The 17559-nt window shown below is 64.2% G+C and carries 9 protein-coding genes; 3 read left to right on the top strand and 6 right to left on the bottom strand.

What is annotated here, in order from left to right; all coding sequences use genetic code 11:
* Positions 1-10: 10 nt before the first annotated feature.
* A complete protein-coding gene (locus C9F12_RS02300; RefSeq protein ID WP_108447828.1) occupies positions 11-643 on the bottom strand; it encodes a tRNA-(ms[2]io[6]A)-hydroxylase in 633 nt (210 codons plus the stop codon).
* Positions 640-1113: a DUF1289 domain-containing protein gene (locus C9F12_RS02295; protein ID WP_108447827.1), complete on the bottom strand. Its 474-nt coding sequence runs from the start codon at positions 1111-1113 to the stop codon at positions 640-642. The genes C9F12_RS02300 and C9F12_RS02295 overlap by 4 nt, the downstream gene beginning before the upstream one ends.
* A gap of 251 nt (positions 1114-1364) precedes the next feature.
* Between C9F12_RS02295 and acnB the strand changes: the two genes are divergently transcribed.
* Positions 1365-3968, top strand: coding sequence for a bifunctional aconitate hydratase 2/2-methylisocitrate dehydratase (acnB, locus tag C9F12_RS02290; RefSeq protein ID WP_108133813.1), 2604 nt, complete (start codon positions 1365-1367; stop codon positions 3966-3968).
* A 206-nt stretch (positions 3969-4174) separates the two neighbouring features.
* Here acnB and C9F12_RS02285 read toward each other — a convergent pair whose 3' ends face one another.
* On the bottom strand, positions 4175-9130 hold the full coding sequence (locus C9F12_RS02285) for a tandem-95 repeat protein (protein WP_162816370.1): 4956 nt from the start codon (positions 9128-9130) through the stop codon (positions 4175-4177).
* Between the two features lie 708 nt (positions 9131-9838).
* On the opposite strand from C9F12_RS02285, the gene rraA reads away from it, so the two are divergent.
* Positions 9839-10324: a ribonuclease E activity regulator RraA gene (rraA, locus tag C9F12_RS02280; RefSeq protein ID WP_045994927.1), complete on the top strand. Its 486-nt coding sequence runs from the start codon at positions 9839-9841 to the stop codon at positions 10322-10324.
* A gap of 141 nt (positions 10325-10465) precedes the next feature.
* The gene (locus C9F12_RS02275; protein WP_108447825.1) at positions 10466-12340 is read left to right on the top strand and encodes a glycerophosphodiester phosphodiesterase family protein; all 1875 of its coding nucleotides are present in this window, start codon (positions 10466-10468) and stop codon (positions 12338-12340) included.
* 70 nt (positions 12341-12410) lie between these two features.
* Here C9F12_RS02275 and ggt read toward each other — a convergent pair whose 3' ends face one another.
* From ggt to ppsA, 3 genes are all read right to left on the bottom strand, one after another.
* The gene (ggt, locus tag C9F12_RS02270) at positions 12411-14249 is read right to left on the bottom strand and encodes a gamma-glutamyltransferase (RefSeq protein WP_108447824.1); all 1839 of its coding nucleotides are present in this window, start codon (positions 14247-14249) and stop codon (positions 12411-12413) included.
* A gap of 141 nt (positions 14250-14390) precedes the next feature.
* Positions 14391-14942, bottom strand: coding sequence for a hypothetical protein (locus C9F12_RS02265; protein WP_108447823.1), 552 nt, complete (start codon positions 14940-14942; stop codon positions 14391-14393).
* A gap of 172 nt (positions 14943-15114) precedes the next feature.
* A complete protein-coding gene (ppsA, locus tag C9F12_RS02260; RefSeq protein WP_045994922.1) occupies positions 15115-17487 on the bottom strand; it encodes a phosphoenolpyruvate synthase in 2373 nt (790 codons plus the stop codon).
* Positions 17488-17559 lie beyond the last annotated feature (72 nt).

The following is a 17559-nucleotide window of genomic DNA, read 5'->3' as shown; positions in this document are numbered from 1 at the left end:
GCTATCGGCCTCAGGCCGGCACACCGCTGTGAAATCGAAAGGCGACGTCCGGGGTCGTCACAAGTTGCTCTTCGCGGGCCTTGAAGACCGCAATGCGCGCTTCTATCGGCGCGTCTGAAAGCTGGCTCGCCAGTGTGATGTAGTCCTCGAAGTGGCGTCCTTCCGACTTAACCAGACCTCGGTAGAACTTGGCAAGTTCGTCGTCGAGATGTGGAATAAGTCGCGCAAAGCGTTCACAACTGCGCGCCTCGATCAAGGCACCGACGATCAGCACATCCACCAGACGCTCCGGCTCATCGCGCCTGACCAGTTCCCTCAGTCCTTCAGCATAGCGCGATGCGCTGAGATGGCGGTACTCAATCCCCCTGGCGCGCATGATTTTCACGACCTGCTCGAAGTGCAGAAGCTCTTCACGGGCCAATTGCGACATCTTGGTCAGCAGGTCGACGTGATCCACGTAGCGATACATCAGACTCATGGCCGTAGACGCCGCTTTCTTCTCGCACTGGGCGTGATCGATCAACAACAGGGTTTCATTGTCCAGCGCCCAATCGACCCATGCATTCGGTGTCGCACACGGCAGGAAATCGAGAAGCTCCTCAGGCAGCGAGGTGTCATGGTCGGGGCTGATGGTGACATTCATGAAAGCGGTTTCCATTGCGGGGCCCCATCGGGCCCGGACTCGAGATGAAGTGTCCGACGTTCTTCGGCGGCCTGCTGAAGGGCCTGGCTGATGGCGGCGTACAACTGCTGAGGCTGGTCCGGCACACCTGGGCGCAGCACGATACCGTAGGCTGCCAGGTCGCCGATACGATCACGCCCCACCCTCAGCAGCTCTATCACCCGCGACGCCGCCGGCTGGGACGAACGAAAACGCACGCGATGGCGTCGCATCTGGCGCTCCAGCAGGTCTTCGTCGATCACCTCGACGAAATTCGCGGCCACCTCGATACGCAGAGCGTCCAGTTCTCCGATCCGCCTCTCACGCTCCTCACCATCCAGCGAGAACCAGCGCAGAATTTCCTGATCATGGCGCTGACAGCCGCGGCAGACGTTATCGCCCACCGTGGTCGAACACAGCCCGACGCAGGGCGACACCACAACTTGGGTCATCGTCGGACACCTCATCGTGCTAAAAATTGAATCGGCACATGGTAACGCCTGCCTCGAGCGGACACACCCCTACCCCAGTCGAATAGGCACGAACCGGCCTCGGCGACCAAAGTTCAAAGCCCGTCATGACGGGCTCTCTTAACATTGTCGACAGTTTATTCTAGAATCCCGGCCACCGTTGACAGCGTGTCCCTCACGTTCGAGCGAGACGCGTTCGAGCGTGACCACCACAAACCAATGAGGGCCCCCACGTGCTTGAAGCCTATCGCCAACATGTCGAAGAGCGTGCCCAGGAAGGCATTCCCCCCAAGCCGCTGAACGCCGAACAGGTCGCCGAACTGGTCGAACTGCTCAAGGCGCCGCCCGCCGGAGAAGAAGAGACTGTCCTCGATCTGCTGACCAACCGCGTTCCGCCCGGGGTGGACGAGGCCGCCTACGTCAAGGCCGGTTTCCTGACCGCCCTGGCCAAGGGCGAAGCCGAATCTCCGCTCATCGACAAGGTGCATGCCGTCAAGCTGCTGGGCACCATGCAGGGTGGTTACAACATCGCGACCCTGGTCGAACTGCTCGATGATGCCGAGCTTGCCAAGGAAGCCGGCGAGCAGCTCAAGCACACCCTGCTGATGTTCGACGCCTTCCACGACGTCGCCGACCGCGCCAAGGCCGGCAACGAGGTGGCCAAGGACGTGATGCAGTCCTGGGCCGACGCCGAATGGTTCCTGTCCAAGCCGGCACTGGCCGACAAGATCACCCTGACCGTGTTCAAGGTGCCCGGCGAGACCAACACCGACGACCTCTCCCCGGCCCCCGACGCCTGGTCACGTCCGGATATTCCGCTGCATGCCAACGCCATGCTCAAGAACGAGCGTGACGGCATCGAGCCCGAAGTCCCCGGCACCAAGGGCCCCATGGCGCAGATCGAAGCGGTCAAGGCCAAGGGCTTCCCGGTGGCCTACGTCGGCGATGTGGTGGGTACCGGTTCCTCGCGCAAGTCCGCCACCAACTCGGTGCTGTGGTTCTTCGGCGACGACATCCCCAATGTGCCCAACAAGCGCGCCGGTGGCTTCTGCTTCGGCGGCAAGATCGCCCCGATCTTCTTCAACACCATGGAAGACGCCGGCGCCCTGCCGGTCGAGATGGATGTGTCGAAGATGGAAATGGGCGACGTCATCGACGTCTACCCCTACGAAGGCAAGGTCTGCCGTCACGACACCGACGAAGTCATCTCTACCTTCGAGCTGAAGACTCAGGTCATCCTCGACGAGGTCCGCGCAGGCGGCCGTATCCCGCTGATCATCGGTCGCGGTCTGACCGACAACGCGCGCAAGGCGCTGGGTCTGGAGCAGTCCGACGTCTTCCGCCTGCCCGAGCAGCCCAAGGACACCGGCAAGGGCTTCACCCTGGCCCAGAAGATGGTCGGCAAGGCCTGCGGCCTGGAAGGCGTGCGTCCCGGCATGTACTGCGAGCCGAAGATGACCACCGTCGGCTCTCAGGACACCACCGGTCCGATGACCCGTGACGAGCTCAAGGACCTGGCCTGCCTGGGCTTCCAGGCGGATCTGGTCATGCAGTCGTTCTGCCACACCAGTGCCTACCCGAAGCCGGTGGACGTGGAAACCCACCACACCCTGCCGGACTTCATCATGAACCGTGGCGGCGTATCGTTGCGCCCGGGCGACGGCATCATCCACTCCTGGCTGAACCGCATGCTGCTGCCGGACACCGTCGGCACCGGCGGTGACTCCCACACGCGTTTCCCGATGGGTATCTCCTTCCCGGCGGGCTCTGGCCTGGTGGCCTTCGCCGCTGCCACCGGTGTCATGCCGCTGGACATGCCGGAGTCCATCCTGGTGCGCTTCAAGGGCAAGCGTCAGCCTGGTGTCACCCTGCGTGACCTGGTCCACGCCATTCCCTACTACGCCATCCAGAAGGGGCTTCTGACCGTCGAGAAGTCCGGCAAGAAGAACGCCTTCTCTGGTCGCGTGCTGGAGATCGAGGGCCTCGAGGATCTTACCGTCGAGCAGGCCTTCGAGCTGTCCGATGCCAGTGCCGAGCGCTCCGCGGCGGGCTGCACCATCACCCTGTCCGAAGACTCTGTCTCCGAGTACCTGAAGTCGAACATCACCCTGCTCAAGTGGATGATCGCCAATGGCTACGGTGACAAGCGCACCATCGAGCGTCGCATCCTGGCCATGGAAGAGTGGCTGGCCGACCCGAGCCTGATGCGCGCAGACGCCGACGCCGAGTATGCCGAGGTCATCGAGATCGACCTGGAGCAGCTCAAGGAGCCGGTGCTGTGTGCCCCCAACGACCCGGACGACGCCCGTCTGCTGTCCGAGGTGGCAGGTCAGAGCATCGACGAGGTGTTCATCGGTTCGTGCATGACCAACATCGGCCACTTCCGTGCCGCCGGCAAGCTGCTCGAGAAGCAGCCCGCCGGCAGCCTGAAGACCAAGCTGTGGCTCGCCCCGCCGACCAAGATGGACCAGCACCAGCTGACCGAGGAAGGCTACTACGGCATCTACGGCCGCGCCGGCGCGCGCATGGAAATGCCGGGTTGCTCGCTGTGCATGGGTAACCAGGCCCGCGTCGCCGCCAAGAGCACGGTGGTGTCCACCTCCACCCGTAACTTCCCCAACCGTCTGGGTGATGGCGCCGACGTCTTCCTGGCCTCCGCCGAACTGGCCGCCGTGGCCGCCGTGGAAGGTCGCCTGCCGAGCGTCGATGAGTACCGCCGCTACATGGGCGAGTTCGACGCCATGGCCGGCGAGATCTATCGCTACATGAACTTCCACGAAATCGAGGAGTACCAGAAGGCCGCCTCGAACGTGATTCCGGTGGCTCAGGAAGCCTGAGCCATCTGACGGTCAACGGCTCGAGCCTGTCGCCAGACCGACTCGAGCCTTGAATCACAAGGAAGCGCCCCGGGGAGCGAGTTGCGTTCAACTCCCCGGGGCGCTTTTTCATGCCTTGCCAGCAAAGGCCGTGTCACTGGGTGGGCGGCTGACCGCCTACCCCACCTTCCCTCGCCTGCTTTCCTGGCCTGCTTTACTCGCCTGCGTTACTCGACTCTCAACTGACCATCGTCGAGCAGGTTCTGCAGGAATGCGTCACCGTCTGCGCCTATCTGCACGCCCTGAAGCACAACAACCTGATCGGCGTTGCCACCTCCAGCCGCCAGGTTGCCTTCGCTGCTGATGGACAACAGGGTATCGTCCCCGTCCTGACTGGCCTGAAGGTAGTCCGCCAGATTGTCCTCGTCGGCGCCCTGAAGAAGATCGGCAAGATCAAGCCGGTCGGCCTCGGCCTCAACGCCATACTCACCAACGGTGAAGTCGGCCACGGTGTCCTGCGCCGGTGCCGTTGTGCTGCCCGCGTCACCAAACTCCCAGGCGAAGACATCGGCCCCGGCACCGCCGACCAACAGATCATCATCGGCACCGCCGATCAGCAGGTCGTCGCCGCCGCCACCGTTCAGGATGTCTTCACCGGCACCGCCGGACAGGCTGTCGTTGCCACCGTCAGACCGATCCGCGATAGCCAGGGTCTCGACGTTGTCCCTGACGTAGTCGATGATCTGCTGATCCGTCGGCTCCGCCCCACCATTCACGCTCCACCTCAGGAACTCGACAAGGCCGAGATAGCCCAAGCCATCGTGTTCTCCCGCCTGGAAACTCTCGCCACTGTCGCCATCCACCCAGGACAGTCCATCGCTGTTGACGGTATCGCCGAACAGGACATCGTCTCCCTCGTTGCCTGCCAGGACATCATCGCCCAGCGCGGCCAACTCGGCCTGGCTGCCTCCGCCAAACAGGGCCGCTTCCAGTTCTTCGGCGGTATTGACCACCTCCACCTGCCCGGTCTCGAGAATGTCTCCATCGTCGAGCAGGCGCTGCTCCAGTCGGATCTGATCGATATCGAGACTGTCGTTGGTGCGGTTGCCGCTGTCGACCAGGAACCGGAGACGATACTCCCCCGTCTCGAGAAAGCCGGTATCGACCGTCGTCCAGTTCGGGGCGTAGGTCAGTGAACTGCTGGCGTACTCCTGCCATTGGCCACCTTCCCGCACCTCGACCACATAACCCATCGAATCGTTCGACTGACTGAACACACTGGTGCTGTAGCGAAACAGCAGCGAGGTATACAGCTGGTCATCGGGATCGTCATCGACGAAGAAAGAGGTACTGACCACTTCCGCCGCCTGGTCGTCATTGGCGTTGTCCCTGATCCGCAACTTGCCCCCGAACTGGGCCGCCACCGTGTTGGCGTCGGAGACCTTGGTCCAGGTCTCTACCCTCAGCGCGTCCGTCGAACCGCGCGTGAAATTGGCAAGCCTGACACCATCGACCACGGTGCCCTGGTAAGACAGCGCCCCGGTGCCCGACACATCCGTATTGTCGAAAAACTCGAGAACATCTTCCCTGGTCGCGTCACCGATGCCGACCGCTCTCACGCTACTGAGCGCGGCCAGCTCGGTATAGGCGTCGGCGGCCTCCTTGATGGCGGTGGCGTCGATCGCTGTGGCGCTCACCGTGCGTCCGGCATCATCCGTGTAGTGTGTGGGCCCACCATCGGTCAGGATGAAGCTCAGGTCCTCGAAATCGGCGAATTGGGGATCGGCGTCCTGCGCCGCCAGCCACCCAGATGCAGTGCGAATGCCGGCTTCCAGATTGGTGCCGCCCTCCGCCCTGAAACCGTCGATGAAGCTCACCACATTGGCGATATCGTCAGCGCTGCTGAGGTCGATGACGATATGATCGACGGCATTGGTGCCGAAATCGACGATCTGCAGATTGATCTGGCCGTCATGGGCCACCAGGTCGGTCAACAGGTTCTTGAGCGCCGCCTGAACCAGCTCGAGTCGACTCAGGCCTGGCGTCCCCGACGGCACCACCATGCTGCCGGTGGTATCGACAATCAGCGAAATATTGTAGTTGGTGGCCGGCGTCAGCACCGCCTCCAGGCCACCTCGATCACCGATCAGCACGTCGCCGCCGGCCCCTGTCGCTTCGTTATCGTCGTCGTTGTCCCCCACCACCAGTTCGTCCGCAGGACCTTCGACGCTGACCGTCGCTTCGGCCTCGGCGCTATCCCCATCGTTGTCGGTCAGGGTGTAATCGATCACCGCCTGCCCGCCAAAGGTCGGGTTGGGGACGAAGGTCAGCGATCCGTCGGTGTTCACACTTACCGTACCGACGCTGTCTCCTCCACGCACCGCAGCCGCCGTCACGCTTGCCCCATCGGCACCCACTTGATCGTTGTCGAGCACCTCGATGACCACCGGCGCGCCGCCGCTCGCGCTTGCCGCGTCGTCCGCCGCCAGCGGCGAATCGTCGTCGACCACGACATTCAAGCTGCCCTGGGCTTCGTCGCCGTCACTATCGCTGACGACGTAGTTCAGGGTCAGATCAATGTCATCCTCGGAGCCAGGGTCGCTGTGGTCCAGCGGACCGGCCAGGGTGACCTGATAGGCACCCGTGAGCAGATTGGTCAGTACCGCCGTCAAGACGACGCTGCCGCCTGCGCTGCCCACCAACTGGCGACCATCGCCGCTGAGCGAGAACATGACCGGCATGCCCCCGGAGATCAGCCCACTCGGACTCGGGGCCAACCAGCGGAAGTCGCCGGCGCCATCCGTGCCGGCATCGTAGCCAAGCACTCCGGCCACCTGAGTCGCTTCACCCGCGACATCGTCGATACCCCCCGCGATACCTCCCGCCAGGCCATCCTCATCGACCACTGCCACGGGCACGTCATCACCACTCGGCGTCGTCGGGGTACCGTCGGCGTCCACGATGATTGTCCACTCGGCAAAGCGAGGGTCGCCATCGCCGTCGGTCAGGGTGTAACGCACGGTGGCCACACCACTCTGGCCGGGGTCGGGGGTAAAGGTCAGGGTGCCGTCCTGGTTGAGCACTACCGAGCCGGTAACCTCGCTGTCTCCCACCACATTGGCGGCTGTCACGCGGCCACCATCGGCGCCGACGGCATCATTGGCCAGCACGTCCAGGGTCACCGCAGCACCATTGTCGGATACCGAGCTGTCATCCTCTGTCTCTGCGGTGTCGTCATCGATGAGCAGCTCGAGCTGCCCCTGAGCGGTGTCACCGTCGGCGTCGGTGACCGTGTAGGACAGACCAAGGAAGATATTGTCCTCGCTGAACGGCCGCAGATGATCGATGGGTCGATGCAGAATGGCGCGAGCCACGTCCGAGCCGTCTTCCAGACTCACCGTAATGACACTCTCGCCTGCCTCGTTGCGGCCGATCAGGCCGCGCCCCCCATCGACCACCTCAAAGCTCACCTCGCTACCCTGGGAGGTGAGGCCATCGAGATCACTGCGAGGATTGTCGTCGGTAGGGCTCTGGGGGCCTGCGGTCAGCGCGATGTCCGCACTCCAGGCGAAGCCGCCTCCCGCCGCCGGTCCATCGGCACCAAAGTCAATCTGGAGGTCCCTCACGGCGCTGATCGGCTCACCGACCACGTCGCCATTGCCGCCGGCATTACCCCCTGGCAATCCATCCTCATCGAGCACGATGCGATGCACATCACTGGTCACCGGCTTGCCATCGGTGTCCTCGACCTTGACGGTCCAGTGGCCGACCATCGGGTCTCCGTCGCAGTCCAGCACCTTGTACTTGATGCGGGCGGTGCCGCTGAAATCATCAGCGGGGGTGAAGGTCAGCGTCTGGTCGTCATTGATCACCACCTGCCCCTGGCCCGATACCACTTCGGCACTGACCAGGTGCCCCAGGTCGGCGCCCGGGCTGTCATTGGCCAGCACATCCGCGTTCACCGACTCGCCGGACCCGGCGCTGGAGTAGTCGTCGACGACCACTGGGGTGTCGTCGTCGACGGTGACCGCCAGATAGCCCTTGGCCTCGCTGCCATCGGCATCCTTCACCACGTAGCCGAAAGACAGATCGATGTCGTCCTCGGTGCCGGTGGCGAAGTGATCCAGCGGGCGCAGCAGGGACACCGTTACCAGATCCGAGTCATCTGCGCGCACCACCGTGAACACGGCTTCGCCGCTCACCTCGTCACGGCCGGTCAGGCTGAGGCCGTCGGCCGACACCTCGTAGACGACGGCGCTGCCCTGGCTCTGCAGATTGGTCGGCAGGCCGTCCGTGGTCCAGTAGAAGGCCCCGCTGGCGGCAGGTCCATCGGCACCAAAGTCATAGCCAAGCCGCGCGCTGGCGCTGGTGGCCTCACCGGCCACGTCCTCAGGGCCTCCGGGGTTGCCCCCAGCCAGGCCGTCCTCGTCGACCACCACCGAGGGAGACCGGGTGTAGGGGTCATCATCGCTCGTTGGCGTCGTGGGGACATTGGCGTCGGTGATCTCTACTGTGACCTTCGCCCGTCCGCGGTCCCCATCGTTATCGATGGGCCTGAGGGTGAACTCGAGCTCCGGATGGGTGGTCTGGTCGAGCCCGTCCCTGGCCTCGAACTCCCAGCTACCGTCGGAGTTCACGATCAGGGTGCCCACCGACAACTCGATGGGTGTGTCCAGACGGTAGAAGCCGATCTCCTCCGACACGTAGACGCGCATTTCACGCAGACCATCGGCGCCAGCATTGACCGACCAGGTACCGCGCGCCACCTCCCCTTCGGCCACCGAGCTCGGTGCCGTGGCGGTGGCATCGGGCACGTCATCCTTGACGAAAATCCGCAGATTGTCGGTCTGCACCCCTTGGCTTCCGCCGTTCACTTCCACCTTGAACGGATCGTTGATGCCCTCGTCGCCGCGCCCCTGGGAACGGTGATCGTCAGAGTTGTCGGTCAACTGGTAGTCCCAGCGATAGTTGCCCTGGGCGTCCACCGCCACCGTCAGGGTGCCAAAGTCACCGCTGAGGCTGCCGCCACCGGTCAGGTCGACACCGTTGACGACAAAGCCCTCGATCTGTCCTCCGGGCGGCCGCTCATAGACGCCCCCTACCGAGGTCGCAACGGATCCCGCCCGGGTGCCGTCATCCAGCCCCGCCTCATCCACCCTGAAATCACTGCTCTGGTTCGCCATGACGCCATCCCCTGTGTCGATGCCAAGAAGGAAAGACGCCGGGTCCGCGGCGTGCACGATCAACGCACGACTGGAGCTTGGCCGAGTGACGCCTTTCTCCTGGCCAAAGATATGCGGACGGCTGGCATTGCGACGGCCGAACTTGGTCATCGCCGATGGCTTATGCGGAAATCGGCAATGACCTCAAGATCCCCTTATCCGCAACGGATCTTTGGATTCAAGTGGAGAGTCTGGCGACACCGCTCTCGCGCTGGCGTCTCCGGCTTCCCCCGTGGCTTGCAGCGCTGCATAGTACCGGCCTTGCACGACCGACCCTCGGCCCGGCCCGCTATCGATTCGCCAGCACCACGAAAGATCAGCGCCGGTCTGATGCCGGAATCATGAGAGGAACTCACCAACAGCGAACGGAGGCCAACGACATGCACTCGCACTCGGGTGCCAGGCAAATCATCGTACCTTCAGTGGAAAAAGATCAGGCGGATTGCCAGGGCGTTTCGCCAAGGCATCGATCACATCTCTGGGCTGAACGTGGACAAGCCGGTGAAACGACGCCACTTTTCAACGACCGATATGACGACTCGCGCACAATTTATCAGAGATCACCGAAATCCATTCCCACGCTCGACCTCCTCAGCCCGTCATCCCCCGGGGGCTGGATAACATCGACACCTGTGGCATCATGCCAAGACTAGCCACGGAGACGCTCCAATGACCCAGATTGTCACGCCCGATATCTGCGACGCCTACCCAGAGGTGGCGGTGTGCGACCCGATCTTCGTCAACTACGGGGGCCAGGAGGCCTTCTTCGGCCCGGTGAAAACGGTCAAGTGCTTCGAAGACAACTCGCTGGTCAAGCAGGCGGTCGCCGAACCAGGAGACGGCGCAGTGCTGGTGGTGGACGCAGGCGGGTCAACCCGCTGCGCCATGCTCGGCGACATGCTCGCGGAACAGGCGGCCGGCAATGGCTGGGCCGGGGTGATCATGTATGGCTGCGTGCGCGACGTGGACATCCTGGCGGAGACCGACCTGGGCATCCAGGCCCTCGGCGCCCACCCACGCAAGAGCGAGAAGCGCGGCGAAGGCCAGCGTGATGTTCCCGTCGCCTTCGCCGGTGTCGACTTCGCACCGGGCCAATGGGTCTACGCCGACAACAACGGCATTCTGGTCGCCGAGTCCCGCCTCGAACTCGATTGAAGGACCATCGTTCTTCCTTCGTCCACCGACCGCCGGGGGGCCTGTGCCCCCCACCACTGACGCCATCGCCCACTCGGTGGGCCCTTGGCGCGCAGCGCCCCCTGCTCCTGCTACCCACGTCCAACGGCACACTTTAGACTCATGACGCTTGCCAGGGATGTCTACACCAGCCTGCATGATCACCTGCGTCCGCTGCTGGCCTACCATCTACTGTTCACGCTGTTCGCCTCGGCTGCATTGCTGCCGGCCATGGGCTGGCTGCTGGCCGGCTGGCTTTCCCGGGTTGGCCGCCCCCTGGTCACCACGGTGGATGCGGTCGAGCTGCTGCTGTCGCCGCTCGGCTTCAGCTGGATCCTCGCCTTTGCCGTCATCCTGCTGACACTGCTCTACCTGCAGCAGGCCGGGATGATGCTGGTAGCGGTGGAGCGCCAGGGCTCCCACGCGCGCCAGGCATTGATCGCCCTGTGGCAGAGCCTGCATCGTCTTCCCAGGCTGTTGGGCCTCGCCAGCCTGCAGGTGTCGATTCACCTGCTGGCCCTGACCCTCGTCGCCGCCTGTGCCAGCCTGGTCCACGATTCCCTGCTCGGTCACCTGGATCCCTACTATGTGCGGCGGGTGCGCCCACCGGCCTTCTGGCTCTACACCTCGACCCTGCTTCCACTGGTCGGACTCTGGGCCGCGCTGGCGGCGCGACTCTACATCCGATGGTGGCTGGCGCTGCCCTGCGTGGTACTGGAGGGTCTCTCGCCTGTCGCAGCGATGCGCCGCAGCTACCAGTTGACCCGGCACCGCCAGGGGGGACTTGCGCGGGTCATCTTTTCGATGCTGGCGGTACTGCTGGTGCTGCCGTCGGCGGTGTCGATCGCCTTCAGCGCCTGGGTCGCCCCCCTCTTGTCGACACTGCCCGAGATCGGCGCGGTGGTGATCACGACCATGCTGCTGGTGGTCACCGCCGCAACCCTGCTGACGCTCAGTGTCGCCTTCGCGGTGATCGTGCTCAACGCCCTGCTGGCGACCTGCCTGTACCTGCGCCGCGCCCATCGCCTGCCGCGCCCCGATCCCCCACCGGCAGACGCCCACCCGGGGCGGCTGGCCTGGGCGGTGGAGGTCGGCATCCTGGTATTCGCCGTCTCCCAGGCGTGGCTGATGGTGGAGCGACAGGAGCTCAATGACGAGGTCGAGGTGATCGCCCACCGGGGTAGTTCGGAGGTAGCGCCGGAAAACAGCCTGTCGGCCATCCGCCAGGCCCTGGAAGACGGCGCCGATCAGATCGAAATCGATGTGCGTCTGAGTGCCGACGGCAGCGTGGTGCTGAGCCACGATGCCACGCTGCAGCGTCTTGCGGGAGATCCGCGGCGGGTCACCGACCTGAACTGGCAGGAGTTGGCAACGCTGGATGTCGGATCAGGCTTCAGTCATGCCTTCGCCGGCGAACGCCTGGCCAGGCTCGACCAGGCCCTGGCTGCGGTGCGTGGCCGCGCCGACTTGATCATCGAGCTCAAGCCGAGCCGTGGCCAGGAACAGGCGCTGATCGAGGCGGTCGTGGCAGAGCTCGACGCCGAACGCCGCTGGCGCCTGCACTGCCGAGACCAGGCAGAAGACCGCCTGGCGCGCATGATCTGTGGCGATCCCAGGCTATTCGAGACCACTTGGCTTGCGTCCTTGTCGTACCGTCAGATCCACCTGATCGACGCCCAGGAGCCTCGCGCCAGGACACTGCTGCTGGCAGAGTGGGCCCTGCCCGGCAGCCTGCCGCAGCGTCGCTTCGACGGGCTCGGCCTGCGCAACAGCCAGATCGACGATGATCAACTGCGACGCGCCCACCTCAACCAGACGCCGCTCTACGCCTGGACGGTCAACGATCCTGGCCGCATGGCCAGACTTATCGACATGGGCGTGGACGGCATCATCACCGACCGCCCCGAAAGACTCAGCGCACTGCTGCGCGAACGACGCAGGATGAGCGACGCCGAGCTACTGCTGACCAAGCTGCGCCACTGGCTAGCCGACGACTGAACGAAGACCCCCCGCCCCGGCGGTAGCCGGAAGCGGGGGCAACATCAGTCCGTGGAGGAAATGGCACGCCTCAGTCGCCCATGACCACGCCTTCACGGCGGGGGTCGGCACCCCCATAGAAGCCATCCTCGGTGACCTTCAGCGCCTGCAGCCCGCTGGTCAACTCGCGGGTCTCGACCTCGTGGCCAAGCCCCCGCAGATCGCTCAGCGTGGCCTCGGGGAAGCGGCCCTGCTCCAGATAGACGGTGCCACCGGTGGTGATCGCATGGGGCAGATCGAGTGCCTGCTGAGCGTCCACATCACGCGTAAGCATGGCATCCAGCGTCTGGGCGGTGTAGTGGATGATCGCGGCGCCTCCGGGAGATCCGAGACTCGCTACCAGCTCGCCGCTCTCACGCTCGAACACCAGCGTCGGACTCATGCTCGAACGCGGCCGCTTGCCGGGCTGCACCCGGTTGGCGATCGGTGTGCCCTGCTCATCTGTCGGAGTAAAGGAAAAGTCGGTCAACTCATTGTTGAGCAGATAGCCGCCATCAAGCTCGCCGCCACCGTTGGCCATGATGCGCGAACCAAACGCCTGCTCGATGCTCGAGGTCATGGCGACCGCCTGACCCCGAGGGTCGACGATGCTGATATGGCTGGTGCCGTGCTCGGGCTGCTGGGGCTGGGAGGCGTAGGCGGTCTCCAGCGAACCGGGGTTGCCGGGGCGCGCCTCGCCGCTGCCCATGCTCTGCTGCTTGATCAGCTCGGCGCGCTTGGCCAGATAGTCCGGTGCCAGCAGCGTGTTCCAGTCACCGCCGGGGGGTTCGACAAAATCGCTGTCACCGATGTAGCGGCCGCGATCGGCAAAGGCCAGCCGCGAGGCCTCGAGAAACGGATGCAGCCAGTCCGCCGTGGGCACGCCCTCGTGGATGGCGGTCTCGATCTCCGGCAAGGCCTCCATCATGCCGAGTATCTGCATCACGGTCAGGTGTCCCGATGAGGGTGGCGGGAAACCGCAGACCTCCCAGTCACGCCAGGGAGTGCACAGCGGCTCACGCTCGAGTGCTGCGTAACCCGCCATGTCCTCGAGACTCAGGGTACCGGGCAGCTCCGGGTGATTCTGCACCCGGGACACCAGATCCTCGGCAAACTCGCCGGTGTGCAACGCAGAGCTGCCCTCCTCGGCCACCTTGGTCAGAATCGCCGCCAGGGCGGGATTGCGCAGGGTCGTTCCCGCCTCAAGCGGCTCGCCCTGGTCATCGAAGAAGTAGGCCCCGGCGATCTCGTCCTCGGCAAGGCTTGGCGTCGACACCAGGCTCTGATGCAGACGCGGGCTGATCTCGAAACCCTCCGTGGCCAGAGTGATGGCCGGCGCAAACAGTGACTTCCACGGCAGCTCGCCGTATTCGTCGTGCGCCAGCTCCAGCATCCTCAAGGTACCAGGCACCCCCACCGAACGCCCGCTCTCGACGGCGGTCATGAAGTCGATCGGATCGCCGTCGGCATTCAGAAACAGGGACTCGTCGGCGCCCAACGGGGCCTTTTCACGGCCATCGAAAGCGTGGACCTCTTCCCCGTCGAACAGCATCAGAAAGGAACCACCGCCGATGCCGCTGGACTGGGGTTCCACCAGCGTCAGCACCATCTGCACCGCGATGGCGGCATCGATGGCCGAGCCTCCGGCCTTGATCACCTGATAGCCGGCGTCGGTGGCCAGAGGGTTCGCGGCCGCCACCGCAAAGGACGAGGTCGACCAGCCGGGCTTCTCCTGATAGCCGGAACTCGATTCCGGCGAGATGTCCGGGCGGGCGTATTCAAACCCCTCCTGGGCAAGTGCCGGTGTCGTCAGCAGGCCGGCCAGCAGCAGATTGCCGCAAACGATGGAAGACGCCAGACGCGCCAACCGTGGCGAAGTACGCGATGTCATCACCGCTCCTTTTGTGATGAGTAATACGGGAGAGTCTTTATTGCTTGATTCAGCATAGGCCCTGAGCGTCGAGACGGCACGCAAGCTCGCGTCATGTGCGTGTTTCACCGGCCGCCTTTACCGCCGACGAGCAGCGCTGATTTATTGCCGGCGCTCGTAGCGATCCAGGCGCCAGCGGCAGAACCGCGAGACCAGTGCCAGCGCCAGCAGTGCCACGGCGGTCACACCGAGCACCGACACCAACTGGTGATAGCCCTCAGGGGTGCTTTCGGCCCTGGCCGCCATGCCCTTCTCGGCCAGGCGTACCACACCGTATATCAACGCCATCAGCAGGCCCAGCGGCAGCGCCGAGCCAAAGCGTGACAGGCCCCGAGTCAATGCCCAGGGAGGCGTAGGCTCCTTGTTCTTGACCGCCTTTGCCGGAGCAGCCTTGCCCCGTGACGCCCTGGGTTCCTGCCTGGGTTCTGACTTGGCCTGGGCCTTGTTCGCGGCCTTGCTCGACGCCTTGGTCGGGGCATCGCTGCGACTGCGGGCCCTGGGTCCTGGCTTCGCCTTTTGTGTTGCCGTGCCCGATGACTGACGCCCCCCTGGCAGCAGCCGCCCGAGAGTCCAGCGCCCCAGCGACCAGCAGGCCCAGCCCAGGCACACCCCGATGGACAGCAGCACGCTGCCCATGACCAACAGATACGCCATCACAAGATCCTGAAAAGAAAAGCTTCCCATGGTGCCAAGTTAGCGGGCACTTGGGGAGCCCCTCGAGGCGATTGAGCGAGTTTCGCACACCCGCACAACGCAACGACGCCGCGGAAGGTCCGCGGCGTCGACAGGCAGGCGATCGTGTCGCCGTCTCACAGCATGGTGATACTCAGCCGATGGTCTCGCCGGCCAGCATGAACCAGGTCTCCAGCACCGCGTCCGGGTTCAGCGACACCGAGTCGATGCCCTGCTCCATCAGCCACTTGGCCAGTTCCGGATGATCAGACGGCCCCTGGCCGCAGATCCCGACGTACTTGCCCTTGGCCTTGCAGGCCTGGATCGCCATGGCCAGCAGCTTCTTGACCGCCGGGTTCCGCTCATCGAACAGGTGCGCGACGATACCGGAGTCACGGTCGAGACCGAGGGTCAACTGGGTCAGATCGTTGGAGCCAATGGAGAAACCATCGAAGTACTCGAGGAACTCATCGGCCAGCAGGGCGTTGGCCGGCAGCTCGCACATCATGATGACCTTGAGCCCGTTGTCGCCGCGCTTGAGGCCATTGGCCGCCAGCAGGTCGACCACTTCACTGGCTTCTTCGGTGGTACGCACGAAGGGAATCATCAGCTCGACGTTGTCGAGGCCCATCTCGTCGCGCACCCGCTTCATCGCGCGACACTCAAGCTCGAAGCACGGCCGGAAGTTCTCGGAGATGTAGCGCGAGGCGCCGCGGAAACCGAGCATCGGGTTCTCTTCACCGGGCTCGTAGAGCTTGCCGCCGATCAGGTTCTCGTACTCGTTGGACTTGAAGTCCGACATTCGCACGATGACCCGCTCCGGATAGAACGCCGCCGCCAGGGTCGAGATACCCTCCACCAGCTTGTCGACGTAGAAGCTGACCGGATCGTCGTAGCCGGCGATACGCAGATCGATGGTCTGCTGCAGTTCGCTGGGCAGGGTGTCGTATTCCAGCAGCGCCTTGGGGTGAACGCCGATCATGCGGTTGATGATGAACTCCAGACGCGCCAGGCCGACACCGGCGTTGGGCAGGGTGGAGAAGCTGAAGGCACGATCCGGGTTGCCCACGTTCATCATGATCTTGAACGGGATGTCCGGCATGGCATCGACGCTGGTGACGTTGCGGTCGAACTCCAGCAGACCATCGTAGACGTGGCCGGCATCGCCCTCGGCGCAGGACACGGTGACTTCACGGCCATCGCGCAGCACGTCGGTGGCGTCACCACAGCCCACCACCGCCGGGATACCCAGTTCGCGGGCGATGATCGCCGCGTGACAGGTGCGCCCGCCACGGTTGGTGACGATGGCAGAAGCGCGCTTCATGATCGGTTCCCAGTCCGGGTCGGTCATGTCGGTGACCAGCACGTCCCCGGCGTTGACCTTGTCCATCTCGTCCGGGCTGAGGATGACCTTGACCGCACCGCGACCGATGCGCTGACCGATGGCGCGACCGGTGACCAGGGTGCGCCCCTTCTCCTTGAGCTGGAAGCGCTCCAGCGAGCCGCCCTCCTGCTGGGACACCACGGTCTCGGGGCGTGCCTGAACGATGTAGAGCTTTTGATCGTCACCATCCAGTGCCCACTCGATGTCCATGGGACGGCCGTAGTGCTCTTCGATGGTCATCGCCTGACGCGCCAGCGCCATCACCTGTTCATCGTTGATGCTGAAGCGGCCACGATCGGACAGCGGCACATCCACGGTCTCCACCGACTTGCCGGCGCTGGCATCACCGGTGTAGACCATCTTGATCAGCTTGGAGCCGAGGTTACGCCGCAGCACCGCCGGGCGGCCTGCCGCCAGGGTGGTCTTGTGGACGTAGAACTCGTCAGGGTTCACCGCGCCCTGCACCACGGTCTCGCCGAGACCCCATGACGAGGTCACGAATACCGCATCACGGAAGCCGGACTCGGTGTCCAGGGTGAACATCACGCCGCTGGCCCCGGTCTCGGAGCGCACCATCTTCTGCACGCCGGCGGACAGCGCCACGTTCTCGTGGGCATAGCCACGGTGCACCCGGTAGGAAATCGCGCGGTCGTTGAACAAGGACGCGAACACCTCGTGCACCGCCCGCTTGATGTTGTCGTAGCCTTCGATATTGAGGAAGGTTTCCTGCTGGCCGGCGAAGGACGCGTCAGGAAGATCCTCGGCGGTAGCGGAGCTGCGCACCGCCACCTTGAGGTTGGGATGCTTGCCGAGCATCAGCTCGTAGGCTTCGCGCAGGGCAGCCTCGAAGGCCGGCGGCAGCGGGGTATCGATGACCCACTGGCGAATCTTGCTGCCGGCCTCGGCAAGGGCATTGACGTCATCGACGTCGAGACGCGCAAGCTCCTGGTTGATTCGATCGTTGAGCCCCTCGTGGGAGAGAAACTCGCGATAGGCCTCGGCGGTGGTGGCGAAACCGCCAGGCACCGTGACGCCGGCGCCGGACAGGTTGGAAATCATCTCGCCCAGGGAAGCATTCTTGCCCCCGACTCGCTCGACGTCGTTCATGCCCAGCTGATCAAACCACAGAATGTACTTGTCCACGTGACCCCCTTGGATGTCGACGACCTCGTCCGTGACGCGCCGTCATGACTGGATGCTGGCGACTCTATCAGC

The sequence above is a fragment of the Halomonas sp. BN3-1 genome (genome assembly GCF_003056325.1).
GTDB lineage: Bacteria > Pseudomonadota > Gammaproteobacteria > Pseudomonadales > Halomonadaceae > Halomonas > Halomonas litopenaei.
This window is presented reverse-complemented; position numbering and strand designations above follow the sequence as displayed.